Here is a 25,262-nt window from a genome sequence, read left to right on the forward strand (position 1 = left end):
GGAGTGCTTCTTCGATCAGATTAAGCACTTTTGTCATGTAGCTACTCGTTATGATAAACTTGCTACGTCTTTTTTTGCATTTGTTTATATCTTGCTATCTTTAGATTCACTCAATAGCAAGTTTCTAGATACACACCAATAATATTTGTAGAGAATAAATGGTAGTTTTATTGAAATGAAGTTCATTTTTACATTTTGCTACTTATTTGAAATAGATTTCAGAAATCTATGATAGATAGTAGATTTTTAGCTTAAACTAAAATTTCAACCCAACTATATAGAAAGCGTAAATTTTCTATATAGTTGGGTTGAACCAATTTATTTCTTATTTTTTAATAAAATTAAAAATCATATATAAAACTTCTTAAAGCCAGATAAAATCAGAAATTGAATACTCTCTAATTTATGAAAAAAGATAAATTAAATATTAATTTATTTAAAACTATATAAAAAATAGATTCATTAATCTGCTGTTTAGATAGTGTTAACTTGATAATTATCTTCTGACACATTTGTAACAGTCTCTATATTTTTAGCATTCATTATTCTGCTTACTAAATATCGTATAAATAAAAATAAAAGGGTTCCTACACTTAACAACAAAGCTAGGATCATTGTTGTTGGATAAGTAGATGAAATCTCAACAATTGTTATTCCTTTCTTTCCTTTAATTGATACTAAGCCGTCATCATTTTCCATTCTAGTTTTTTGACCATTTACTTTTGTGACTGTTCCCCAATAATTGAAAACAGGTAACGTAATTTTTTGTGCTTCCGATTCTTCTACTGTATAGACTATTTTTGCACCATAGGCTTTATGGGAGGCATTTTTCCATTTATTTCCAACTTTCACTTCATGTTTTTCTAAATGCCCTGCATGATTCATCGCATCTAGTGGGACATAATCATGGGTTCCTCCAATCCGTGAAGTAGTATAATGTGTAACAGCCTCTTTTGTCATAATCAAGCGACCTGGATATGATTGGATTCTGTGCGAATAATTTACTTTTGTTGCCATGGTCATTGTAAAAAGGAGAATGAAAATGCCTACAATGCTTCCTATCCGTTTTTTCTTAGTTGTTTCCCATTTCAAAAATGCTATGACTAAAATTAATGACCCAAAAAGTATTTGAAAACCTAAGATTCTCCAAGGAAATTGAATCAATTGAATGGGTGTTTTTTGTAAAAGTTGCCATGGAAAAAGATTAGTTGATAAAAACCAAGTGATTACTGCACAAAAATAAATGATTTTTTCTTTTTTACCAAATTTTTTAAAAAAGAAAAGCGGAAGAATTAATGAAGCCACTCCAATAATTCCCATGGTAAATGTTATCAGATCATTGTTTATTGCACCAATCAAACTGTCAGAGAAGTTCAATGCCCTATCTTGCAGGATTGGCTGAAAAGGACGCTTTATTTTTTGATGTCGAACTTGCTGTAGCATTGGATACCAAAAATACATTGTTAGGAGAATCGTCCATCCAACGGCTTTTGCCAGCCTTAGAATCAAGTTGAAAATTTCTTCTTTATTTTTTCGCTTAGAAAATATAGAACCAATAAAGAGTAATCCAATAACAATAACACTCATGAGCGTGGAAATAACGTGGGTATAAAAGAGCAAACTCATACTGATGGCTAAAGGAATTACACAGTTCTTCTTTTCAAAAATAAGAGCATACGTGTAATATAGGACAACTGGCATAATCGTTAGAGCAATTGATTCTGCAATGGCTGAACGTTGATAGATATCGATTAGACGATAACCATAAAAGGTATACAGACAACTGAATAAGAATGCTGCATCTACCCGTTTAAAAAACTTTTGACCGTAATAATAGGTTACTAAAATTGTACAAACATTCAGTATCCAAACATATAGAACATAACTTAAAATCAAATTATTTGTCATCCAGTAAAAGATCACGGCTGGAAAAAGTGTTAGGTAGGGATAAAAAAAGTTTACGCCACCACCATAACTGTTAAATGTAGTAAAATTGATTGGACCAGAAAATACAGAGGACAATCCTTTTATTCTAGAAAAATGAAAGGGTAGATCCCCTGTTATCAAGATTTGTTGTGTATTTCTAAAAAATAAAAAGGAAAAAACGCTAGCAATAACTACCAGCAGCACAAATAAGGTTATTTCTCTATTTTTTTTCAAGATATTCTCATTTCACCTTTCATAAATAATTTTATATAACATAACTAATTTATTAAATGGGTTTGTAACGATTTCAGTTTTTATTTATCTTTTCATATGAAGAAACCTGTTTGATAGGTTTTTTCTATTTAATAATAATCTTTATACTCTTTCACACATTCAGTATTTTTATCCCTGGAATAATTAACCAAATATGACTGTTTTCAAAATATATGTTTTACTACATAAATAAAATTCCTAAACTATTCCTATCTCTCTACCGACAAATGTATTACAACATTGATTTATCCTCCCTGTGTAAATTGTTTGTTTATTTTTTGTTAATAATCTTAATTGTATCAAAGAATCGTTGTGTTTGTCATTTAAATTTTTAAATTATTGATACTAGAGTGTATCTAAAAATTTGCTATTGAATTAATCTGAAAATAGCAGTGATATGAATAAATGAAGAAAGGGACGTAGCAAGTTTATTATAAAGGGTAGCTACATGACAGAAGTGCTTAATCTTATTGAAGAGATACACTACAAAATATCATGATTTATATAAATATAAATGTAAATGCCAATCCCAATCCACTTTCTAAGGAGTTAAGCTATTTTTCTTTGAAAGAGTATAGAATTCAATTAGATGATTCAGTGATTCAGGGATATGAAGTCTTATAATAAATGAAAACTTGATAAGATAAGAAGATCTGGAATTATTCACTTTTACTTGATTAATGAAAGATGATTCTTTATTTTTAATAAATTTGACGATCAATTCTTGGTTGATTAGAGTTTATTCATTTTATGAATAAAATTAATTTATTAAAAAATCTAAAATGATCATAATAGAGTTGATTTAGTAATTATTTTATATTGATAACTCGTTATTTTTTGCTTGTTATTTTAGTAAACATTGAAAAATAATTGTCAAGTCACTATTTTTATGGTAAATTTAATTAAAATAATAGATAGTTGAAAGACAATGAAAAGGGTAAGTATTAAGCAGTTTGAACTATCAGCGAGTTAAGGGCAGTGAAAGCTTAGCAGACAAATGTTTAAGAAAAACACCTTGGAGTCTCGAACTGAAATGATCGATTAAGCCAGTAAAAATTTGATCAAAGTAGGTATAGACGTAACCAATACGTTAAAATTGGTGAGTATAATTGTACTCAATAAAGTCGGCTTTTTCATTAAAGCAAGATAGGTGGTACCACGGAAGATAACCTTTCGTCCTTTTTAGTAGGGATGAGAGGCTTTTTTATATTATTTTTTAAATTATAACTGGAGGGTTAAGATATGCATACGGTAAGAATAAAAGACTTATATGAAAATCTTCATCTTTTTGATAACCAAGAAGTTGAAATCAATGGCTGGATTCGAACAGTCAGAGGATCAAAGAAGTTTGGTTTTATCGAATTAAATGATGGTTCATTTTTGAAAAATGTTCAGATTGTATTGGATCGTTCTGTGATAGGAAATTATGATGAAGTAGTTAAACTACCGATCAGTTCAACCATTAAAATAGTTGGAATAGTGGTTTCTACGCCAGATGCCAAGCAAGCATTTGAAATTCAGGCGCAACGTGTAATTTTGGAAGGGACTTCCAATTCGGAATATCCTTTACAAAAGAAAAAGCATTCTTATGAATATTTACGAACGATTGCACATCTACGTCCAAGAACCAGCACTTATTATTCCGTGTTTCGTATTCGTTCACTCGTTTCTTATGCCATTCATCGTTTTTTCCAAGAAAGAGACTTTGTCTACGTACATACTCCTTTAATTACAAGTAGCGATAGTGAGGGAGCTGGAGAAATGTTTCGAGTTACGACGCTTGATTTAAATAATCTTCCAAAAACTGAGACGGGAGAAGTAGATAATAGTGAAGACTTTTTCAGAAGACAAACGAATTTGACAGTCAGTGGACAATTGCCAGCAGAGGCATTCGCATTAGCTTTTGGAAATACGTACACTTTTGGTCCAACCTTTAGAGCAGAAAATTCTCATACCGCTCGACATGCTTCTGAATTTTGGATGATCGAACCAGAAATGGCATTCGCTGATTTAACAGATAGTATGGATATTGCTGAAGCATTACTTCATTATGTCATTGAATATGTATTAGAAAAAGCACCAGAAGAATTAGAATTTTTAACACAAAACATTGACCAAGGATTACTGACACGTTTGAGAGAAACAGCGAAAACTAGTTTTGCACGAGTTACCTATTCTGAAGCGATTGAATTATTGCAAAAAAGTAATCATACTTTTGATTATCCTGTTACTTGGGGAATCGATTTACAAACTGAGCATGAACGCTATATCTGTGAAGAAATTTTTGATCGTCCAGTCTTTATTACAGATTATCCAGAGAAAATTAAAGCATTTTATATGCGTCAAAATGAAGACAAAGAGACAGTTGCTGCTATGGATTTGTTGGTTCCAAGAATTGGGGAATTGATTGGTGGTAGTCAACGTGAAGAGAGAAAAGATGTACTGGCTACCCGCATGGCAGAATTTGGCTTAACTGTTGATGATTATGAATGGTATCTAGAGTTACGTGAATATGGTGAAACGGTTCATTCAGGATTTGGTATTGGGTTTGAACGTCTAATTATGTACGTAACAGGTATGGAAAATATCAGAGATGTTATTTCTTTCCCAAGAACACCTGGGAATGCTGATTTTTAAAAATTGATTTTTAAATGATATTATGTGATAAATGGCCTATTTATTCAGGTATTTAATCATTTTTTAATCAGCTGTATTCATTAAGTAGAGATAAAGAAATAAGATACAAAGATATGGAAAATAATTTTTCCATATCTTTGTTAATGTATAAGGATAGATAATTTTACTATATAAATTTACTAAATACATGTATAAAAAATGATTAAATTTTTTAGCCAGTGTAACAATTTTCGGGGAGATAAATAATCGATTCTATAGATAGAAAACACTTAAATGTTTTATTATTTATTTAAATTCAAAAGTAAGCGGTTTAAAAAAGATAATAAAATTTTCTTTTTCTAGGTATTAATAAATAATGTATAGCTATTTTTCATATTTCAATCAGATATAAATAAAAATCTAGTTTAAGAGAACTTCACATTATAAAATTATTCATTTTATTTAGATAATTTATAGAGTTAAACAGTTAGTATAACTATTTTTTTAACTACCTAAGTATAGATGAAAGAGAGTAATATAATTAGGTTATAGCATGCCAAATAACGAAATAATGCTAAAAAGAAATTCAAACCTTGTTATATTTTAAAATTAACAGTATATAGAGCTAATGATTTATTTAATGGTCATATTATATAGGAGGACATTTATGAAAAATATAGATATCAAAAAAATAATTGAGGAAAATAAAGAAACATTTTATCATGACCTAGCAAAAATTATCGAAATTCCTAGTGTTAAAAGTGAAGCAAAAATGAATGCACCCTTTGGTGTAAAAACAAAAGAAGCATTAGAAGAAGTTATGAAATTAGCTAAATCTTATGGATTTGAAACAAAGATAGTGAAATATGCTATGGGATATGCACAATGGGGAAATGAAGGTGAGTATATAGGTGTGGTGGGACATTTAGACGTAGTACCAGCTGGAAGCGATTGGTCCTTTCCACCCTTTGCATTGAGTAAGGCATCTGATCGACTATATGGACGGGGAATTTTAGACAATAAGGGACCTATCATGGCTTGTTTATTCGGAATGAAACTTTTGAAAGATCAAGGAATAAAGTTAAAACGAACGATTCGTATTATTTTTGGGACAGACGAAGAAAGTGGGAGTACAGATATTCCAATGTATTTGAGTGAAGAGCAACCTCCCTTATTTGGTTTTACACCTGGTTGTAAATATCCAGTAGTTTATGGTGAAAGAGGTATTGTAAATTATAAAATTACAACAACATTGCCAGCTTCAGAATTAGCACACTTAGGCGAAATTTTAGGAGATCAAGCAATGGATCATGTACCGGATCTGCTGGAAACAACGGTGAATGGACATTTAATTAACGTAATTGGAAAGCGATCGCCAACTAATGCACCGGAAATGGGTATCAATGCAATTACATTACTTGCTAAAAAATTATATAAAGAAGACTTAGTTTCTGGTCAGTTAAGGCATTATTTTGGTTGGTTGAATACTCATTTAACTGATAAACATTATGGTGAAGGGTTGGGTCTTAATTTTTCAGATAAAGAAAGCGGTTCACTTATTTTAACTCCCTATAAATTGACAAAAGAAGAAAGTCAAATTTCTCTAGAAATAGCTATTCGATATCCAATATCAGTTACAGAAGCTGAAATTACCAATATACTAAAAAAACAATTACTACAAACAAGCAATCTAACAATTGTTCGACAAATTAAAAGCCATCATTTTCCTAAAGAAGATAAACATGTTCAACTTTTATCTAAGGTATATGAAGCAGTTACCCAGAAAGAAGGTACGCCGGTTACAACTACTGGTGCCACCTATGCTTGATTTATGCCAAATCTAGTGGCTTTTGGTCCTTCGTTTCCAGGCCAAAAAGGTATTGCTCATAATAAAGATGAATATATGGATGAAATAGATTTACTAAAAAATATGGAAATTTATATGCATGCGTTAATCGAATTAGGACAAAACTAATTTTATGTCTGTTCAATTTTAAAGAAATAAGTAGAAATTAAAAAGAAGAATTACCTATCTTTTTAAAAATCTATTTTAAAAAATGGTATTCAATAGTTCACTCAATTGGTTTTTGATTATTTTGCTAAATAAAGAAGATTTATCAAACATAATGAATGATATGTCATTAAAATTTTTATGTCTAAATCATTTGTTTTTGCTAAATCACTATTTTAATAGATTGAGTTTATCAATAAGAAAAAGTTATTTTTTTTGAGATTTATTTCTCTATATTTGTTAATAGTTATCAAATAAAATGAATTTATTTGTATATATTGTAAAAATAGATAGAAAATTTGAATATTCTATTTTTGATAAATATATAATAGTATATACTATATGTAGTAATTTTATAGAAACAAACAAGAGGAAAAGAAAGGAGAAAAAATGGTTTTTGGTACGATTGCTACATGGCGGATGGCTCATGAAGGAGTGATTGAGGCACTTCGCTTATTAGAACAAGGAGAAAAAGCAGGAAATGCTTTAGAAGTATTAATTAAGACTGTTGAAGATTATCCATTTTATAAATCGGTTGGTTATGGAGGATTGCCAAACGTTGAAGGAATTCTTGAAATGGATGCAGCTTATATGGATGGAAATACTTTTAAGATAGGTGCTGTAGCTAGCATTACAGATGTAAAAAATCCGATTTCTGTCGCAAGGCAACTAAGTGAAGAAAAATTCAACAGTTTTCGTGTTGGACAAGGCGCTACTAGATATGCTATGTTAAATGGTTTTGAAAGAAAAAATATGCTGACTGAAAGAGCACATAAAATTTGGGAAAAACGATTGAGAGAAATCCATGAGAATCATCTAAATCCCTATGATGGACATGATACAGTGGGAGCAGTTACGCTTGATAAAATGGGAACAATGGCAGTTGGGACATCAAGTTCAGGCTTGTTTATGAAAGAACCTGGGCGTGTTGGTGATTCACCATTATCAGGATCAGGATTTTATGTAGATAGTGCAATTGGTGGCGCTGCAGCAACTGGATTAGGGGAAGATTTGATGAAGGGATGTTTGGCTTATGAGATTGTTCGTTTGATGGGAGAGGGTAGACGACCACAAGAAGCTTGTGATTCTGCAGTCTACTCGTTTCATGACAAATTAACGAAACGCTATGGTAAGGCAGGTGCTTTTTCATTGATTGCCATGAATAGTCAAGGCGAGTGGGGAGTTGCTACGAATGTTGAATTTACCTTCAGTGTGGGGACCGATCAAACAGCCTCACAAATTTTTATTGCAAATGGCTTGTCCGATCATAAAACAAAAATACAACCGATTACAAAACAATGGTTGGATGCTTATGAACAAAGAATTAAAGCACCAATAGACTGATTAACTGTAATTAAAATTGAAAGAAGTAATGAGATAAAGGAGATAAAAAATGGAAAATAAAAAAGTTTACTTATTTTGTGATGCAGGCATGTCAACAAGCATCATGGTTAATAAAATGATGGAAGTGGTTAAAGAACATCAAATGCCTTTAGAAATTAACGCTTTTCCCATTGCACAAGCACAAGAAATGGTTGATAGAGAAAAACCAGTAGCGATTTTGTTAGGTCCACAAGTGCGTTTTTTGTTAGAAAAAACCAAAGAGCAATTTAAACAGCAAAACATACCAGTAGCTGCTATTGAACCAGAAACTTATGGCATGATGGATGGTGAAAAAGCAGTGAAAGAGACACTTAAACTAATTAAACAACATAAAAACAAGAAATAATTGGAGGAAAGAAACATCATGCAAAAGTTCTTAAATTGGTTGGAAAAAAACTTAAAACCATTAGCAAAAATCATTGGTGAAAACAACTATTTAGTTGCAATTCGAGATGGCTTTTTACTGACAACACCTTTACTTATTGTTGGTTCATTATTTTTATTAATTGCGAACTTTCCTTTGCCGAATTGGAATACCTGGATGACAAGTATTTTTGGCGAGCATTGGGCAGAGGTGATGGCAGTGCCAGCAAGTGCTAGTTTTGACGTGATGGCAATTTTGACTGTTGTAGCGATTGCTTATAGTTTAGGAAAACAATTCAAGGTCGATGCTATCCAAGCCGGAATTATTGCACTTGTTTCCTTTTTTATTTTAACTCCCTATACAACTTTGTTCACTCCTGAACATAGCAAAAAAATCTATGAAGTGAATAGTTTGCCATTAAAATGGATGGGCTCAAATGGATTATTTTTGGGAATGATTGTTGCACTGATTTCTACACGTTTATTTGTAGCAATGATTCGCAAGGGTTGGACTATTAAAATGCCAAATGGTGTACCACCTACCGTTGTGAAATCCTTTGAAGCATTGATTCCAAGTTTTGTTGTAGTTGCCATTATGTTTTTGATCAATTGGCTTGTTTCTTTAACGAACTATGGTAATTTACAAGAGGTTATTTTTAAATTCCTACAAGCGCCATTATTAAGTCTTGGAAATACATTAGGTGCTATGGTTGTTGCTTATTTGTTTTTACACTTTTTCTGGTTTTTTGGTATCAATGGCGGTAGTGTCGTTGGTGCTGTTTTTAATCCTGTTTTACGGGCATTGTCAGTTGAAAATCTACATGCATTTAAGGATGGCCAGCCAATGCATAATATTATTACAGGACAATTTCAAGATATGTTTGCGACTGTAGGTGGTGCTGGTTCCACCTTATCATTAGTGATTGTCATGATCTTTTTTTGCAAAAGTCAGCGGATTAAAAAGCTATCCCAACTATCTATCATTCCAGGAATCTTTGGAATTAATTAACCGATTATTTTTAGATTACCAGTTGTCTTAAATCCGATCATCTTAATTCCATTTGTATTGGTCCAAACAGTGAACATTGTTATTACCTATTTTGCAATGCGTTGGCACCTTGTGCCATTAACAAATGGTATTCAACTACCCTGGACAACACCGCCGATTATTTCTGGATTTTTAGTTAGTGGTTGGCAAGGTGGCGTTTTACAAGGATTATTATTTCTTTTAGGAATGGTTATTTATTATCCATTTGTTAAAGTTATGGATGATCAATATGTGAACGAAGAATCAGAGGCGGAAGAAAATGAATCAGAAGAAATAGATCTTGATGGATTTGATTTCAATGATATCTAAAAATAATTTGGTGTATTTGTTAAAAAATAGAAATAATGATTAAATATATTAATAAAAATGGCTAGATAAGATACAAACAATTGAGAAAAAAGTACAAGTGTTTATAGAGCAAAGGGTATGTTGATCAAATGCTCAAATGATTGGATGAGTTAGCTAAAAATTTCAATTAAAATAATAGTTGTTATTTTATTATATTAAGTGTTTCATGAGACACCATTATGTGGGTGTTTTGAATGATTTGATCAATTATCTTAAAGGCACAAATTTATTTATAGAGTTTTGCTTGATTGTAAAATAAAATTGACTAATTAAAAATTGATTAGTCATAAAATAGTAAAGGTATTTAGTTTATTTGTTTCATCTATTCATAATATGAACTTCTATTAGCTATTTATTAAAAAATCACTAATATTGCAAAAGCCCTGATAGTATGTGAGAATTAACAATAATAAATCTATTAAAAAAGATGGAGGAAAATAAAATGTCCATGGAAGATAAAGATGTTATTACACAACAAGTAAAACAACTGGCAGAAAGTGCTGATAAGTCCTTGGATCTAGAAACAATAAAAGAATTAATTTCCTTTGATCAATCAAGTGATGGCATGTTAGCAGATGATGAATTTGAAACAATATTACTAGTTACCAATATTCAAAAAATTCAAGCAGAGAAAAAACTTAATGATGAGGTAGTTTCTAATGAACTAGCGATTACATCAGATGATCTAGAAGAACTATTGAATGGTGAGAGATTTGCAACTCCCAGTGAATTAATTGCAATGAGAAATTTTCTTATGAATAATTATCTATGAAAATGAATTAATAGACCTATCAATAATAATAGATTGAATTCATAATTAGGTAGTAAAATAGAATCTAAAAATTTTATTCAGTAGTTTAATAATGATTATTATCATAATTATTGTAGACTGACTAGTAACAAGCGATTGCTTCATTCAGTTTGTTAAAGTAGTATAATGGAATAATTAAAACCAATAATTTTGATTGTTTAATTGTCATGGGCGATCAGTCATTTGCATAATAGAAAGAATAAGCTAAATTACGTCTCTTTGTTTAGAAGAAATTGTTCATAAAATCAATTTGGTAAGCGATAATTCAAAAAATTTAAAAAAATCAGCAGAAAATGGATGGTTACATTTTTTACTGATTTTTTTATTTTTCTTTTAACTCATTTTGTTATTCAAACATTTTTTTAGCTGCTCGTGCTAATGTTGGTAAATCTTTATCATAACGAGGTGTTTTGACTAAACGGGACATTGGAACACCAGCAAAATGAAAGGCAGCAATTTCACCTGAACGAACAGCGCTTTGTTCTGTAAAAATCATTTGATAAGGTTGTTCAACAAATTCGCCAGTGAATGCTAAATTAGTTGAATGTTCTGGAATTATTTCAGGTCTATCACTTTTGGCACGATTATTAAATAAAGCAGAGGCATAAGGCATATAAACTGGAATACAATTAATAATACTCGCTAAAATTTCTTCCTCTTTATCACGAATATTTCCCGGACCAGGATCTACCTTTGATAATTGTCCAATCAATTCTTGTGCCATTTCTTTCCCGTTCATTTTGATGTATTGTTTATCAATGAATTCACCACGACGACGTGGATAAAGAAAGTAGCCCATAGAACAGTTTCATTTGGCTTTTGCTCAGTAAAATGAGGTTGATGGTGAACAACAATTGACATAGTAACATCTTTTTGGCCGAGTGGTGTAATTGGAGTAGTTGAAATAAATGAATTTAGGGCATTTCCTGGAACTTGTGTAGTAATACGAACAATTTCATTGACAAATAAATGGTTTTTAGTCGTTAAGGTAAAACTAACCCATTCACTTGCATCTCGATCAGCAAAGAATTTATCAGGATTTCCTAAATTATAAAATTTTTCACTTGCTTTTTTCCATAAACTAGATGCGGCACCATAATCCATATTTTCTATAATAGGTGTTTCGAAATCACCTAATGTTGCAGAATCGGTAATAGAACCATTCGTGAATAAAACGGCAGTATCATTGTCTACTTCAATCGTTTCTTCAGTATTGGTTTCTGTATTTACCATAATCAGCTCTGTAACTGTAATCTCATCTTGCATAGGTGTTTCTTTAAATTTCCAATCAATGACACGACGATTTAAAATAATCTGACAGCCTTGTGCCTTTAAATAATGAATGAGAGGAAGCATGATACTTTCATATTGATTATAGCGTGTTCGATTAACACCTACTAAGTGCTCAATTTGGGTAAATTCATAAATCATTTGATGCATATATCGACGTAATTCTTGAGCAGAACTACGTGTTCGAAAAGCAAACGTTGTTTCCCACATAAACCAAAAATTTGTTTCAAAAAAAATGCGGACTTTTTTTGAAATAATCTTCAATTGTTATATTGTCCAATATTTCTTCCTCTGAATCTGGTATTGAAATTAATTTAGTTAGTAGCAAACGATCTTGATTGTTAAACCCCATTTTTCCACTATCAACAATACCAATGCCTTCCTCTAATAAACGTGCTTTATCGAAAGTTTGATGCTTCGAATCAAAATACCGGGTATCTTCCTCTGCAGTCATTCCAGGCTCAGTTACAGAAGGTATTCGGCTCAATAGATCCATTAAATCCACATAGGTTCTATAGTTTAGCATACGACCACCACGAGCAACATAACCTTTACGATTACTTAGAGGATGATGTTCATTCCAATATTCCTCTGTTTCTGTTTTTGCTAAGTCACCATCATTTGATCCATGTTCATCAATAGTATAAAAGGTAATCTGATTGCCACGCCATTTTCCTTCTTGAATCAAATAAACAGCTGCTGCCATATTTGCAATTCCTGCACCAATCATAATTGCCTTGTTTTTTCTCATCTTCCTACCCACTTCAATTTTTTAAATTATACGATTCCTTATTTGAATTTTTATGACGTCTATCAATGAATAATTAAGGACTCTTTTAAATAACATAATAGCTACTATAAATGATAGACCTCTTTATTTTGGTACGCAAATAATCGAAACAAAATAAGCTGATTATGCCTTAAAAAGTTAATAAAAGGATACTATTTTAAAGGATTGTAAAAGTAAGATGTGAATGCTATAAAAATAAATAATTCGATAACTTTCAGCAAAAAAATAGGTTTTTTTAAAGTTATTTGATATTATTTTTAATATTCTAAAAATAAAAAATAGGTTATGATAGTAAAAACAGTCATTAGGAGAGAAAAATGAATTTTTGTAAGAAATATGGTTATTATTTTTTATTGTTGGGAATAATGAGTGATTTTTTAACTCCCTATATTTTAGGAATCTTTTATCCAGGTATGAACCAGATGACAATGGTGATGAGTGTTTCTGGTGATATAAATAGTCCAGTTAGAGAAGCTTTTTTGATTATTTCTCTTATTACTGGTTGTTTTTTTGTTTTTGCCTTGCCAGCTATTTATCAAACTTTTTCACAAAATTCACGTATCCTTACTGTTTTATTAGTAAGTTCACTGGGTTCCTATGGTATAGCAGATTGTATTTTCACTGGTTTATTTAGTATTAATACAAATCAAGTTGTATGGGGAATTTCAACATGGATACATAATATAGGATCTGCTGTAGGCTATTTAGGTTTTTTGCTATTTCCCTTTTTCTTATTTTTACTTTATTTTAAGCGAGAAGGAAAAATACATAAATATAGTCGTCTTTATTTGATCACATGGTTTATTAGTTTATTCTTTGCTGGTATCTATGGATTGGCAAGAATTCCTTTGATTAATCATTGGACAGTAATCAATCAAATTGGCCTGTGTCAACGTGTGAGTTTCTTTTTTAATTATTTACCATGTTTGTTTTCACGATAGATCAGATAAACATAAAAAATTTTGATAGATTATAAATTTTAAAAAGTAAAATGAAAATTATTTAATGAAAAAAATTAGATATTTAAAATTACAGGTATAATAAAAAAATGTTTAATACATAATTATTAATCATAGTAAATGATAATAATGTAAAAAATTTATTTGTGTTTAAATAATTATTTTTTAAGCAATTAAAATTAATAAACAGCTATTTATTTATAGCTGTTTATTGGTTTTATTGTATAAAACTGAATGTGTCTACTTTGAAATTTCCTATTGACAGGATAAGTCTATAGATGGTAATCTCTTTTTGTAAACGGTTGCTATAAATGTGAAATATTGATCATTTTTATGATTAATAAAAGAAATGAGGTGAGAAAATAAATTTAAAAGGCATACTAGAAACAAAATGATTAATCTTAAATATATATAAATAAATCTGTATATTTTAAGAATTTATGTAATCAAATAGGTGTTTATTTATTTTATCTAAAAATTAAAAATTAAAAAATTTTCTTGAGCTTTTTATTGGTTAATATTTGTTAAAATAATCACATTATCAATTTGATAAATCGGTGGTTAGAAATTATTTATTTTATTGAAATCCTTCGTTCACTTTTATTGATAAAAATTATTAATAAGAGATTTATGTGCTTATTATTTAATTGATCACTTTATTTTTATAATTTAATTTTTAAAAAAAGGAAAATAAAAATTATGTGGTTGGGACCAAGCACAAAAATGACAACGTTATATCACTTCAATTGTCCGATAGTAAAAGAAATGTATCTACATAGCGATGTAGAAATTCCAGGTGTAGTGGTTGCTGGCATTTCTGAAAACTATCAGGAGAAATTGGCAGTTGCTCAACAGGTAGGAATTCTAGTTGAACAGCTGCAAGCTGAAGGTGCCATTGTTGTAACAGATGGTTGGGGAAATCATCATATTGATTTTGTCAGTGTTATCGAGGAAATTGAAAAACGTGGACTTCCCACCGTAGGACTGAGTTTTTTTGGATTACAAGGCAGATCGGTTTGTACAAACGAATATTTGAATACATTAATTGATTTCAATAAGGGAACTACCGGCTATGAATCTTGTAAGGTTGGAGAAAATTATTTGTCATCATTGGATGCTCATAAAGCTGTAGCTATTTTAAAAAATAAGATTGAAAAATGCAAGGTTCATAACAAAAAAACTATGAATCATTTATTAAAAAACAAATTAGTAAAAAAGTATTTTGAAATTCATTCTATTCGTTTTGGTAAAAAAACAAAAATAGAAAATGAAACCTTAATCATTGCAGAACAAATTCCTGATATTTCTTCTTTTAGTCAATGGATTAAACAGGTAAACATAACAATTATTGATCCACAAAAACACGATCCAATTGTTAATTCAAATTTGGATTTTTTCCCCATTGCTTACAAATCGGAAGGTTTACTTGGTGAGGGGATTACCTATATTCTAGATGGCGTTGTAGTAATGATTACGGGGGTTGATGAAGTGGGAATACAGCCCGCAAATGTCGGTTCTTCAGAAGGTTTGTTATCAAAACATGTCGTTTTTGATACGCCTGGTACACCAAAGAAAACGGATAAGATTATTGCAATTGATCTATTATTTCAAAAAGGTGCAAGCAAAAGCAAAGAAGGCGTTCGGTCGGCACATGAGGTAGCCGATAAGATGATTGAAACAATTCGAATAGAAATGAAAAAACTTAATAACAAAGCGAAAAAAATGGATACGTATCAAGAAAAATCAATCACAAAACCTAAAAGAATAGCTCTGGTAAAAATGGTTTCTGGTCTTGGAAATATGTATGAAACAGTCTTATTTCCAAAACAGCCGGGTGGGTATATTGGTTCTTATTCAACAATGACTGTTTCCAATCGGCCGATCGTTGTTTCTGCAAATCAAATCATGGATGGTGTGATTCATTCGCTTCTTTAATAGAATTGCTAGAACAAAGTTAAGGAGAACAAACGATGAAAGAATTGTATGACTTTGCCTTAAAACAAGGGGTTGGTATAGCTAGTGAACCTGTTGTTTCAAAAAATGAGACAATCAAACGCGGACAACTGATTGCATGTTGTCCAGCAGGGAAATTGGGAAATAATATTCATAGTAGTGTTTCTGGTATTGTTAAGGAAATTAATGAGACAGATATTTTAATACAACCGGATGACGTACAGACAAAAGAATATCTTCCTTTGTCTAGGGAAACTCCATTAGAGCGGATTCAGGAAGCTGGTATTATTGGATTAGGTGGTGCTGGTTTTCCAACAGCAAAAAAACTTGATTATACGTTTCAAGGAGATGGGACTCTTTTAATTAACGCAGCAGAATGTGAACCAATTTTAGATCATAATATTCAACGTATTGAAGCCAATATAAAAGAAATTATTCAGGGAATTAAAATCGTTATGACACTTACCCATGCTACAAGAGCTATTATAGCGATAAAACATTGCCATACAGCAACGATTGAGATTTTAGAGAAAAATTGTTCGAAAAATATTTCTATTCATGAATTACCGAGTATCTATCCTGTTGGTGATGAGCGAGCATTGGTTAGAGAATGTTTAGGAATTCTTTTAAAAGTAGATCAACTGCCACTAGAAGCAAACGCGATTGTCAGTAATTTAGAAACAATTTTTAGAATATATGAAGCAGTTGAATTAAGAAAACCTTTTATTGATAAAGATTTAACAGTAGCTGGTAAATTAAAAGAATCTGGATCTGTAAATGTTTTGTTGGATGTTCCAATCGGAAAAAAATTTAATGAAGTTTTTGAACTTGTAGGTGGTATTGGTAAAGAATACGGGGAGATTATTGAAGGTGGTCCATTTATGGGAAAACGTACCACCCAGGAAAATTATCTTCAAAAAAATACAGGTGGATTGATTGCGGCTGAAACATTCCTAAATGGACCAAAAAAACTAGGATTATTGGTCTGTGCTTGTGGAGCAGATGAAGATCGATTAAAAGAGATTGCTGGTAGTATGAACTCTGAAGTAGCAGGTATTGAATATTGTAAGCAGGCAGTGAAAGTGAACAATAAGTTAAAATGTACAAACCCAGGGATTTGTCCAGGTCAAGTTCAAAAGATCATGGCACTAAAAAAAGCAGGTGCCCTAGGTGTATTAATTAGTAATTGTACGGATTGTTCAAATACTGTAATGTCTTGCGCACCAAAAATGAAATTACCTGTCTACCATGCAACAGACGGCGCTTTAAGAGCTTGCAATATGAAATTAGTCCGGAGAATAAAAGAATAGTCTGAATAAACGAAAGCATTAAATTTTTATATATAAAGGAGAGAATTTTATGTCAATAACAAAGGAAACATTAGAACAGCATTTAAAAGATCCAGCAGTTCTCTGCTGTAGAAGAGACAAAGGAACAGTAATTAGTGAACAAGATTTAGAGGATCCTTCTTTATTTGATGATATGGTTGATGCTGGGTTGGTGACTTTAACAAAAAATGGCTTAACGATTGAACAAGTAATGGGTGCAACATTAACTGAAGATAGTGAAGCATTAGTGCAGTTAACGCCAGAATTGCTAGATGGAATCAAAGAAAATACAGATGTTTCTAATCAACCAAAATCAAAAGAAGCACAATCAATGTCAAATTCAATGGATCTATCAATGGAAAATTCCCATTGTGATTGTAATACACATAAAACTGACTCAAATCAAATGATTGAAATGGAAATAGCAAAACTTGAAGGTTTAAAATTAAAATTACCAGTAAACTTTGCTGCTGGCTATTCATTTGGCCCATTTGGTCCTCATTCTCATCCTCATCCTATGCCTATGCATATGCCAATGGATGAAAAGTCAGGAGTAAAAGAAAACAGAGGCGAAAAAAAAGTTATTCATCGTTTGAAAAAACAACATATTAAAATTACAGATGCAGAAATTACAGATAAAACAAGCATTGAAAATGGTAAGATCACGATTGATCGTAATTTAATTGAAGGGGCACTAAAAGAAGACCAATTAGTTAAAAAAATAAAATTGGATGTAATTAAACCAAATGAAAGACATATCTATACAGATACAATTATGGATGTTTGCCCAATTGCAACTAAGGTTGAGGGTGAACTTGGTGAAGGAATTACAAAAGTTTGTGATGGTGTTGTCTTCATGTTAACAGGGGTTGATGAAGAAGGAACACAGGTGCATGAATTTGGTTCCTCTGAAGGATACTTAGATGAAAAAATGTATTTTGGTCATCCAGGTTGTGCGGATAAGAATGACATCATTATTCGTTGTGAAGCAGTCATTGAAAAACTTTCAGGTATGTCTCGTCCTGGACCTTTAGCAGCGCATAAAGCTCAAGATTATATTGTTCAGGCGGTACGTGATGAGCTAAAAGAATACAATGGTGAAATTGTGCGTGAAGAGATCTGTGAAGATATTAGAAGAAAAGGTAATCCACGAGTTGTATTAGTGAAAGAAATTATGGGACAAGGCGCAATGCATGATAATGTGATCTGTCCTTCAGAACCTTGTGGAATTGCTGGTGGACAAATGAATGTCGACTGTGGAAATGTTCCGATTGTACTGACATCAAATCAGGTAAGAGATGGATCCATTCATGCTTTAACTTGTATTGGACCTTCAACCAAAGAAATGACGCGTCACTATATACGTGAACCATTAGTTGAACGTTTAGCAGCAGATGAAGAATTAGACTTGGTTGGTGTTATTTTTGTTGGTTCCCCACAAGTTAACGATGAAAAACTTTGGGTGTCAGAAAGACTAGGTTCGTTATTTGAAAGCTTAGATATCGATGGCGTAATTATTACTACGGAAGGTTTTGGGAACAATCATATTGATTTCATCGAACATATCGGACAAGCAGGCAAACGTGGTATTCCTGTTGTCGGTGTTTCTTTCTGTGCAAATCAAGGACAATTAGTTGTTGGAAATAAATATGCGGATGCTATGGTTGAAGAAAACATGGATGCTGGTGGTTTTGAAGATGATGTTGCAGGCACTTCTTGTGTAACAAAAGCAGTTGCAGAACGTTCTGTTCAAATGCTTAAAAATAAAATGTCTGGTGTAGCCATTGAACCAGCACCGAAACATTGGAACAATGAAGTCATCAATGCGAACAATCATTTACTAAACTTACCAGATAACAAATTACTTGATACAGGTACCTTACATTAAAATGGAGATGGCTGAAAAATATCCTATCAATCCCACCTTAATGATGGGAACGGTGAAACAAGTCATTGATGATCAAGTTACGCTTAATTTACGTGGACGTCTAGGATTAATCACGGTACCAGAAAAACTTATTCTATCCGATGAACCGATAAAGGTAGGACAAAAATTGCAATTTTATTTTAGTTATATTTATGTTGTCAATGATCCACTTGATTATGATTTTAAAGAGATCATTCAACAGACAGAATGTTTTTCTTGTTTAATAGGTGGTCATATTATTCATGTGGATGATACGGCTGTCCTCGTTCAAGTAACTGATAATCTAGGAAGTATTTATGTACCTAGAAGGTGGATTTTCACAAATGTATCATTAAAAGAAGGATTACATGTTGAATTTTATTTTAGTAAAATGATTGAAATAGCAGAAGAAACGAATAAATATTAGGAGGATGAAAAGAAATGAGCTTAACAACAGTTAAAGGTATGAGATCTGAAATCTTTGTACCAATTACCCCAAAACCTGTTTTTACAGAACTTAAAAAATCTTTAAATGAATGTAAGGTTGCTTTTATTACAGCTGGAGGTATCCATCTGAAGAGTCAAGAGCCATTCAACACCTCTGGTGACTTTAGTTATAGGACAATACCTTTTGATACACCGTCATCTGAATTAATGGTGACACATGGTGGTTTTGATAATTCAGATATTAACAAAGACGTAAATGCAATGTTTCCAATTGATCGTTTGCATGAGTTAGTAAATGAGGGCTTTATTGGTTCTTTATCTAAGGAAACCTACGCATTTATGGGTGGCGGCGGAAACGTTGAGAAATTTCAAAATGAAACGGGACCAGAAATCGCAAGAAAATTAAAAGAACAAGACGTAGATATTGTTCTTTGTACAGGTGGTTGTGGTACTTGTCATCGTTCAGCTACTATTGTTACTCGTTGTTGTGAAGAGGAAGGTATGAGTTGTGTTGTTATTGCAGCACTCCCACCAATTGCTCGTCAACAAGGTGCACCAAGAATTACAGCGCCACACGTTCCAATCGGTTCAAATGCTGGGGAACCTAATAATGTTGAACAACAAATAGCCATTTTAAAAGAATCTTTAGAATGGGTGCGCGATTGTCCAAGCTATAACCAAACGAAGGTTCTTCCTTATGAATATAGGCACAATGTTTAAACACAAGTGATTAAGTTGGTTGATTTAAAAACAATATAGGTTAAACTAATCGGGGAATGTTAAAAGTTGAAAATAGATGGTTTCTTTTATTTTACAAATATAGAAAATTCATCTATAGTTTAACTAAGGCAATGATATAACATTAATAAAAAGAAATTCCAAGTAAAAAAGGAATCTATGAGATAGGTTTATTTAAACTATCTTAATAGATTCCTTTTTTCATTAAAAACTATCTACCGATTCTTATGACAATACATAAGACTATAAATATAGCTTACCTAACCATTGATATTTACAAGGCAGAAGCCTATAAAAAGAATTAAATAATATGTAGGTTGTTGATATAAATACATTATGAAACAAACAAGAAAAACATTTACTATTTGAGAATTTATAATAAATGGCTAGCTGATCTATTTTAAGAATGATTTCATATAAACATTTTATTTGTTTTATTGAATAAAAAATATAAAAATGGTTATAAAGCAATTGGAAATAATTTGATCGATGAAATGCTAATTATTTCAATTGTTAAAAATAAACCATCTTTTAAACTGTAATACATTCTATTTACGTTATTCTGTTTAAATTTTTCCATTTTAGCTCATAAGAAATTCCTATTCATATATTTGCTATGAATAAGAGCAATAGGAATAGCCAGGTCATAAGAACAATTTTTTTGGATAAAAACAAAAGAAACTTTTACTCGCTTTCTTTTTCATAAAAATAATTATAATTCCTTAATTATAAAATGATCATTGGTTTGTTGTTCGTGCTATAAATTTTAGGAAATTGTTATCATAAACATTTAGAAAGGAGAAATTTAATATCATGAAACGAAAATTCGCTTTTTTAACGATGATCTTACTTGGATTTTTTTCTCTGTTTCTATTTTTAAAACCTAACGTCAAAGGAAAGGTAAATCAACAAGTAATAACGGCAGAGGAATTACTTGCTTATGGAGAAAAGAATGAAAATAAGGTCGCTGCAACGTTTATAGATACTCATAAAATTTCTTCTCTTAAAAAAGATTTTTGGCAAAAAGATTTTGCAGGAAAACGACCAATTGACACACTTTACCAGGTAGCTATGAATGATTTAATTAAGCATAAAATTATTTTACAGACAGCAGAAGATTTAAAAATTATAAAACCATTAACACCCAAAGAGGAAAAAAAACAGTGGCAACAAAAAAGCAAGGAATTGATGTTTTGGCAATATTTAGATACCGAGGATACACAATTGACTGATCAGATAAAAACAACCTGGTTAAACACACAGCCACCCAATAAAGTCCAATTAAAAAAAGCTTTTGAACATTTGAAAGATACAGATAAGAAAACAGATTATTCAATTGAAGCAATTGAAATCACGAATTATTCAGGTTCAGTTGATGAACTAAAAAAATTAGCAAAAACAATGGATTTGTCAAAAAATTTGAAAGAAGTAACAAATCAATGGAAAAAAAATTACCTGAAAGTTTAATTTCACCTTTTCGTATAAAAAGTACTGAAACACAGAAAAATACGATGTATCAACAAACACTTGGAAGACAATTAAATGGCAAGGGAGAAGGAGAAATCATAGTTGGGAACCAAGAAAATCAATTTTATTATGTTGTTCATAAAGAAGGCGGAAGACTACTTACACTTAAAGAAGCTTAAGAACTTGCAAAAAATCAGTATATTAATGAATTATACCAAGAAAGAATAACAAATTATCAAAAACAAGCCAAAGTTAAACGATTAAAGCAAATGAAACAAAAATTTATTAACCATTATCTATCAAATAACACAAACAGAAAGGAAACAAAAAATTAAAATAGCAATCTGTAAAGCTATCTTTTCTATTTAATATTTATTATCTTTGATCAATTTTATAATGTCTGAATTGAAAATAACAGTATTCAATGAATGGCATTAGAAGGATATAAAAAATAAATACTGATATTCAAAGAAAAATTTATTTTTTAAGACAAATACCAATAGTCAAATTCAGAATAATTATTTAGAAACCATTGTAGATAGGGAATGTATTTTTATCTAAGTAACTAGCAGAAAATTGGTTGAAAGTAATATGGTTGCCTAAGGGTATTTGTGCTGATTATGATGTACATTATTAGGTTGAATTTGGACCCTATCAATTGAAAATAGCTTATTTTATTAAAATAAATTTTAGTAAAATTTACGAAAAATTTTTAATTTTTCTAATGAAAGCGTTATAATGGTAGAAAAGTATGAAGGAGAATACTTAATGCGTAACATTTCATTGACAATTTTTAATAAAAAACATCAATTGAAAAAAGCTAAATTAGACGAGGAATTAACAATAGGAAATTTAACAGCAACAGGTAAAGATTTTGTTTATTTAGCTGCCCATGAATTTTTTTGGGAAGAGGGTGATTTTATTCAAGTATTCGTAGATCAACCAAATACTTACTTGGTGGTTAAATTAGATGAGACATTGGATTCAACTTTGATTTACCTAGCTGAAAAAGAATGGATTTATCCTGTTAGTCTTACTAAAAATGCACAAGAAGCTCATTCAGAAAGACGTTTTAAAGGAAGTAGCCATTATTTAAGTGTACGTACAGCTACTTCAGAAGAAATTGGTAGTTATCGTAATTTAGCCTTAAATCCACATGATCAACAAAACTTTGCTGGTGCTTATCCTCACGCCTTTGCCAATGTAGAAACAAGAAACGATGCGACATTTTACGCTTGCAATGCCGTTGATGGTGTCTATGCAAATCGTTCTCATGGTGCCTATCCATATCAATCATGGGGAATTAACCAACAGCCTAATGCGGAGTTAACGATTGATTTTGGTCGGCAGGTGATTCTTGATAAAGTTAGCTTTATTTTACGAGCAGATTTTCCCCATGATAATTATTGGCAAAGTGTTTCTTTGTTTTTTTCCGATGGAACAAAGGAAGTATTTAAAACAATAAAAACAGAACAACCTCAGGTATTTCATTTTACTAAACGAATGATTACCACTGTTACCTTAGGTGAACTCATTCAATCAGAGGAGACATCTTTATTTCCAGCTTTAACACAAATCGAATTATTTGGAAAAAATAGGAGTGAATAATGAATAACCGTAAAATACAAGATTTACAGGAAGAAATCAGTCAGGCCGCTGCAAATTATGTAGCGGATAATCAGGTGGTTTCTTTGCCATTTATTGGATATGAATGTTATTTAACAACAGGAAATCGTTTGGATTTTGAAAAAAGTTATTTTTCTAGACGTCGTCAATTAACTGTTTTAGGACTTGCCTATTTATTGAAAAAAGATCAACAAGTCAAGCAATTACTAGAACAAGTCATTTGGGAAGTATGTAACGAGTTTACCTGGGCTTTACCGGCACATTTACCAGTTATCGGAAAAACTTTTGCTGCTGCGAGTTCTACTTGGTTAGATTTATTTGCTGCTGAAACTGCTCAGACACTAGCTGAACTATTGGAATTGACGGATGATGCGTTTTCTCCTTTACTTCAACAAAGAATCAAGGGAGAAATTGATCGGCGTATTTTTCAATCATTTGAGAATAAAGCTTGGGATTGGGAAGAAAAAGAAAATAATTGGTCTGCTGTTATTGGTGGTTCTATCGGGATTTGTGCACTTGCTATTCTGCCTAAAAATTCATCTCAGCAAAAGAAAATTATTCAGCGATTAGATAAAGCAATGCAAAGTTATTTACGTGGCTTTGGCTCAGACGGCGTTTGTGTTGAAGGATTAGGTTATTGTAGCTATGGTTTTGGCTATTATATTTACTATGCTGAAAAATTAGCAAGAATGCTGGGAAATTATTCTTATCTTGATCATAAGAAAGTTAAGAAAATTGCAGCTTTTCCCTATTATGTTCTAGTGAATAAACAGGATTTTGTTCCTTTCTCAGACTATTCTGCTGTTCAACCGCCAAGTGGGTTACTTAATTTTTGTCATCATTATTTTCAATTACCAATACCAAAATTGGCAACAATGAATGCCTTAGACTTTGATCCTTGCTATCGCTTTGCACCGTTATATCGTAATCTGATTTGGAAGAAACCGACCATTTCAAACCAACAAACAAAGACAATTGATCATTATTTTCCTGATGCACAATGGTGGGTAGTTCGTAAACCGAATCAGTTATTCTTTGCTGCTAAGGGTGGGAGTAATGATGAAAGTCATAATCATCTAGATATTGGTCATTTTGTTTTTGGCACACCCAGCGAATTATTTTTGACAGATCTTGGTGCTGGGGAATACACAAAAGATTATTTTGATGAAGAGAAGCGATATCATATATTTCCATGTAGTGCAGATAGTCATTCAGTTCCATGTATCAATGGCACAAAACAGGCAGTTGGAAATGTTAGTGCCAAAGGGGTTCAAGCTAATCATCAATTTTCTTTACAATTAGCTCAAGCCTATCCAGCCGGGAAAATTCATTCATTTGAACGTTGTTTTAAACTCTTAGAAACTACTTTGACTATTCAAGATACCTTTTTATTTGAACAAAAGCAAAATAGAATTATTGAAAATTTTATTACCAATTATTTACCTAAAATTGTATCAAATCGTGTAATACTGACTGGTAAAAAAGCACAATGTACTTTAATCATGCCAACTAACAATCTAACGTACATTTCACAAGTTTATAAGGATCATCAAGGCAAGGATCAGGTGACCTATCAAATACAAGCGACTTATCAAACAAAGCAACAAGCAAAAATTACAACAAAACTAACGGTTGATTTATTATAACTTTTTAAAATGAAATCATAGAAAAAATTTTTGAAGCATTAAAATTAGTAAATTTAAGATAGATCGGTTGTTCAAAAATAAGCTACATAGAGATCAATAGAACAAATGCCTAAAAAATCATTCCAGTCTTCTTTCTATTTGAAATAATCTATTTAAATTTATAAATCTTGCTATCTATCATTGGCTGGATTGATTCTGAATTTTAATCATTTTAAACGTCATCGATCTACTGATATCACCAATGTTATTTTTTTATAGTAAAGCAGCCAGTTGGGTAATTGATTCGAATTACCTAACTGACTGCGTTATTTATTTAATGTGTAAGATAAATAG

16 protein-coding genes, 3 pseudogenes and 1 other annotated feature are annotated in these 25,262 nt (G+C 31.3%); of the genes and pseudogenes, 17 read left to right on the top strand and 2 right to left on the bottom strand.

Annotation, left to right across the window (positions count from 1 at the left end):
• Nucleotides 1-474: 474 nt before the first annotated feature.
• Nucleotides 475-2,160, bottom strand: coding sequence for a glycosyltransferase family protein (locus tag MPTP_RS01720; RefSeq protein ID WP_013773298.1), 1,686 nt, complete (start codon nt 2,158-2,160; stop codon nt 475-477).
• A 534-nt stretch (nt 2,161-2,694) separates the two neighbouring features.
• Here MPTP_RS01720 and MPTP_RS10175 point away from each other — a divergent pair.
• The 7 genes and pseudogenes from MPTP_RS10175 to MPTP_RS01750 all read left to right on the top strand — a co-directional run bounded on the left by MPTP_RS10175 (nt 2,695) and on the right by MPTP_RS01750 (nt 10,740).
• The gene (locus tag MPTP_RS10175) at nt 2,695-2,823 is read left to right on the top strand and encodes a hypothetical protein (RefSeq protein WP_013773299.1); all 129 of its coding nucleotides are present in this window, start codon (nt 2,695-2,697) and stop codon (nt 2,821-2,823) included.
• 295 nt (nt 2,824-3,118) lie between these two features.
• Nucleotides 3,119-3,383 (top strand) — a binding site (T-box leader).
• 58 nt (nt 3,384-3,441) lie between these two features.
• On the top strand, nt 3,442-4,836 hold the full coding sequence (gene asnS / locus MPTP_RS01725) for an asparagine--tRNA ligase (RefSeq protein ID WP_013773300.1): 1,395 nt from the start codon (nt 3,442-3,444) through the stop codon (nt 4,834-4,836).
• 646 nt (nt 4,837-5,482) lie between these two features.
• Nucleotides 5,483-6,790 (top strand): annotated as a pseudogene (locus MPTP_RS01730) (Sapep family Mn(2+)-dependent dipeptidase).
• 426 nt (nt 6,791-7,216) lie between these two features.
• Nucleotides 7,217-8,170, top strand: a complete 954-nt coding sequence (locus MPTP_RS01735; RefSeq protein WP_013773303.1) for a N(4)-(beta-N-acetylglucosaminyl)-L-asparaginase — start codon at nt 7,217-7,219, stop codon at nt 8,168-8,170.
• A gap of 49 nt (nt 8,171-8,219) precedes the next feature.
• Complete coding sequence (locus MPTP_RS01740; RefSeq protein WP_013773304.1) at nt 8,220-8,555, top strand: PTS sugar transporter subunit IIB; 336 nt, start codon at nt 8,220-8,222, stop codon at nt 8,553-8,555.
• Between the two features lie 18 nt (nt 8,556-8,573).
• Nucleotides 8,574-9,929, top strand: a pseudogene (gene celB, locus MPTP_RS01745) (PTS cellobiose transporter subunit IIC).
• A gap of 481 nt (nt 9,930-10,410) precedes the next feature.
• Nucleotides 10,411-10,740 (top strand): hypothetical protein, encoded by a 330-nt coding sequence (locus tag MPTP_RS01750; RefSeq protein WP_013773305.1) that lies wholly within the window; start codon nt 10,411-10,413, stop codon nt 10,738-10,740.
• A gap of 385 nt (nt 10,741-11,125) precedes the next feature.
• Here the strand turns inward: MPTP_RS01750 and MPTP_RS01755 are convergent.
• Nucleotides 11,126-12,820 (bottom strand): annotated as a pseudogene (locus tag MPTP_RS01755) (oleate hydratase).
• A gap of 356 nt (nt 12,821-13,176) precedes the next feature.
• Here MPTP_RS01755 and MPTP_RS01760 point away from each other — a divergent pair.
• The 10 genes from MPTP_RS01760 (at nt 13,177) to MPTP_RS01805 (ending at nt 24,929) form a co-directional block, all read left to right on the top strand.
• On the top strand, nt 13,177-13,800 hold the full coding sequence (locus MPTP_RS01760) for a DUF998 domain-containing protein (RefSeq protein WP_013773309.1): 624 nt from the start codon (nt 13,177-13,179) through the stop codon (nt 13,798-13,800).
• 741 nt (nt 13,801-14,541) lie between these two features.
• Nucleotides 14,542-15,753, top strand: a complete 1,212-nt coding sequence (locus tag MPTP_RS01765) for a glycine/sarcosine/betaine reductase component B subunit (protein WP_197535932.1) — start codon at nt 14,542-14,544, stop codon at nt 15,751-15,753.
• Between the two features lie 35 nt (nt 15,754-15,788).
• A complete protein-coding gene (prdC, locus tag MPTP_RS01770; protein ID WP_013773311.1) occupies nt 15,789-17,081 on the top strand; it encodes a proline reductase-associated electron transfer protein PrdC in 1,293 nt (430 codons plus the stop codon).
• 49 nt (nt 17,082-17,130) lie between these two features.
• The gene (prdA, locus tag MPTP_RS01775) at nt 17,131-18,987 is read left to right on the top strand and encodes a D-proline reductase (dithiol) proprotein PrdA (protein ID WP_013773312.1); all 1,857 of its coding nucleotides are present in this window, start codon (nt 17,131-17,133) and stop codon (nt 18,985-18,987) included.
• 1 nt (nt 18,988) lies between these two features.
• Nucleotides 18,989-19,432: a CBO2463/CBO2479 domain-containing protein gene (locus MPTP_RS01780; protein ID WP_013773313.1), complete on the top strand. Its 444-nt coding sequence runs from the start codon at nt 18,989-18,991 to the stop codon at nt 19,430-19,432.
• 14 nt (nt 19,433-19,446) lie between these two features.
• Nucleotides 19,447-20,172: a D-proline reductase (dithiol) protein PrdB gene (gene prdB / locus MPTP_RS01785; protein WP_013773314.1), complete on the top strand. Its 726-nt coding sequence runs from the start codon at nt 19,447-19,449 to the stop codon at nt 20,170-20,172.
• A gap of 831 nt (nt 20,173-21,003) precedes the next feature.
• Entirely contained in the window at nt 21,004-21,657 is a 654-nt protein-coding gene (locus tag MPTP_RS01790) for a hypothetical protein (protein ID WP_013773316.1), read from the top strand.
• Nucleotides 21,630-21,836, top strand: a complete 207-nt coding sequence (locus MPTP_RS01795) for a hypothetical protein (protein ID WP_013773317.1) — start codon at nt 21,630-21,632, stop codon at nt 21,834-21,836. The genes MPTP_RS01790 and MPTP_RS01795 overlap by 28 nt, the downstream gene beginning before the upstream one ends.
• A gap of 589 nt (nt 21,837-22,425) precedes the next feature.
• Complete coding sequence (locus tag MPTP_RS01800) at nt 22,426-23,265, top strand: hypothetical protein (RefSeq protein WP_013773318.1); 840 nt, start codon at nt 22,426-22,428, stop codon at nt 23,263-23,265.
• Complete coding sequence (locus MPTP_RS01805) at nt 23,265-24,929, top strand: heparinase II/III family protein (protein ID WP_013773319.1); 1,665 nt, start codon at nt 23,265-23,267, stop codon at nt 24,927-24,929. Before MPTP_RS01800 ends, MPTP_RS01805 begins: the two co-directional genes overlap by 1 nt.
• Nucleotides 24,930-25,262: the final 333 nt, after the last annotated feature.

It is taken from the genome of Melissococcus plutonius ATCC 35311 (genome assembly GCF_000270185.1).
Taxonomy (GTDB): Bacteria; Bacillota; Bacilli; order Lactobacillales; family Enterococcaceae; genus Melissococcus; species Melissococcus plutonius.

What these genes read in the sequence shown, in the direction of transcription:
- MPTP_RS01760 (WP_013773309.1), top strand. Translation starts at nt 13,177, where the DNA reads ATGAATTTTTGTAAGAAATATGGTTATTATTTTTTATTGTTGGGAATA.
- prdA (WP_013773312.1), top strand. Translation starts at nt 17,131, where the DNA reads ATGTCAATAACAAAGGAAACATTAGAACAGCATTTAAAAGATCCAGCA.
- prdB (WP_013773314.1), top strand. Translation starts at nt 19,447, where the DNA reads ATGAGCTTAACAACAGTTAAAGGTATGAGATCTGAAATCTTTGTACCA.
- MPTP_RS01805 (WP_013773319.1), top strand. Translation starts at nt 23,265, where the DNA reads ATGAATAACCGTAAAATACAAGATTTACAGGAAGAAATCAGTCAGGCC.
- asnS (WP_013773300.1), top strand. Translation starts at nt 3,442, where the DNA reads ATGCATACGGTAAGAATAAAAGACTTATATGAAAATCTTCATCTTTTT.
- MPTP_RS01800 (WP_013773318.1), top strand. Translation starts at nt 22,426, where the DNA reads ATGCGTAACATTTCATTGACAATTTTTAATAAAAAACATCAATTGAAA.
- MPTP_RS01765 (WP_197535932.1), top strand. Translation starts at nt 14,542, where the DNA reads ATGACAACGTTATATCACTTCAATTGTCCGATAGTAAAAGAAATGTAT.
- MPTP_RS01780 (WP_013773313.1), top strand. Translation starts at nt 18,989, where the DNA reads ATGGAGATGGCTGAAAAATATCCTATCAATCCCACCTTAATGATGGGA.
- MPTP_RS10175 (WP_013773299.1), top strand. Translation starts at nt 2,695, where the DNA reads ATGATTTATATAAATATAAATGTAAATGCCAATCCCAATCCACTTTCT.
- MPTP_RS01735 (WP_013773303.1), top strand. Translation starts at nt 7,217, where the DNA reads ATGGTTTTTGGTACGATTGCTACATGGCGGATGGCTCATGAAGGAGTG.
- MPTP_RS01750 (WP_013773305.1), top strand. Translation starts at nt 10,411, where the DNA reads ATGTCCATGGAAGATAAAGATGTTATTACACAACAAGTAAAACAACTG.
- prdC (WP_013773311.1), top strand. Translation starts at nt 15,789, where the DNA reads ATGAAAGAATTGTATGACTTTGCCTTAAAACAAGGGGTTGGTATAGCT.
- MPTP_RS01795 (WP_013773317.1), top strand. Translation starts at nt 21,630, where the DNA reads ATGGAAAAAAAATTACCTGAAAGTTTAATTTCACCTTTTCGTATAAAA.
- MPTP_RS01740 (WP_013773304.1), top strand. Translation starts at nt 8,220, where the DNA reads ATGGAAAATAAAAAAGTTTACTTATTTTGTGATGCAGGCATGTCAACA.
- MPTP_RS01790 (WP_013773316.1), top strand. Translation starts at nt 21,004, where the DNA reads ATGAAACGAAAATTCGCTTTTTTAACGATGATCTTACTTGGATTTTTT.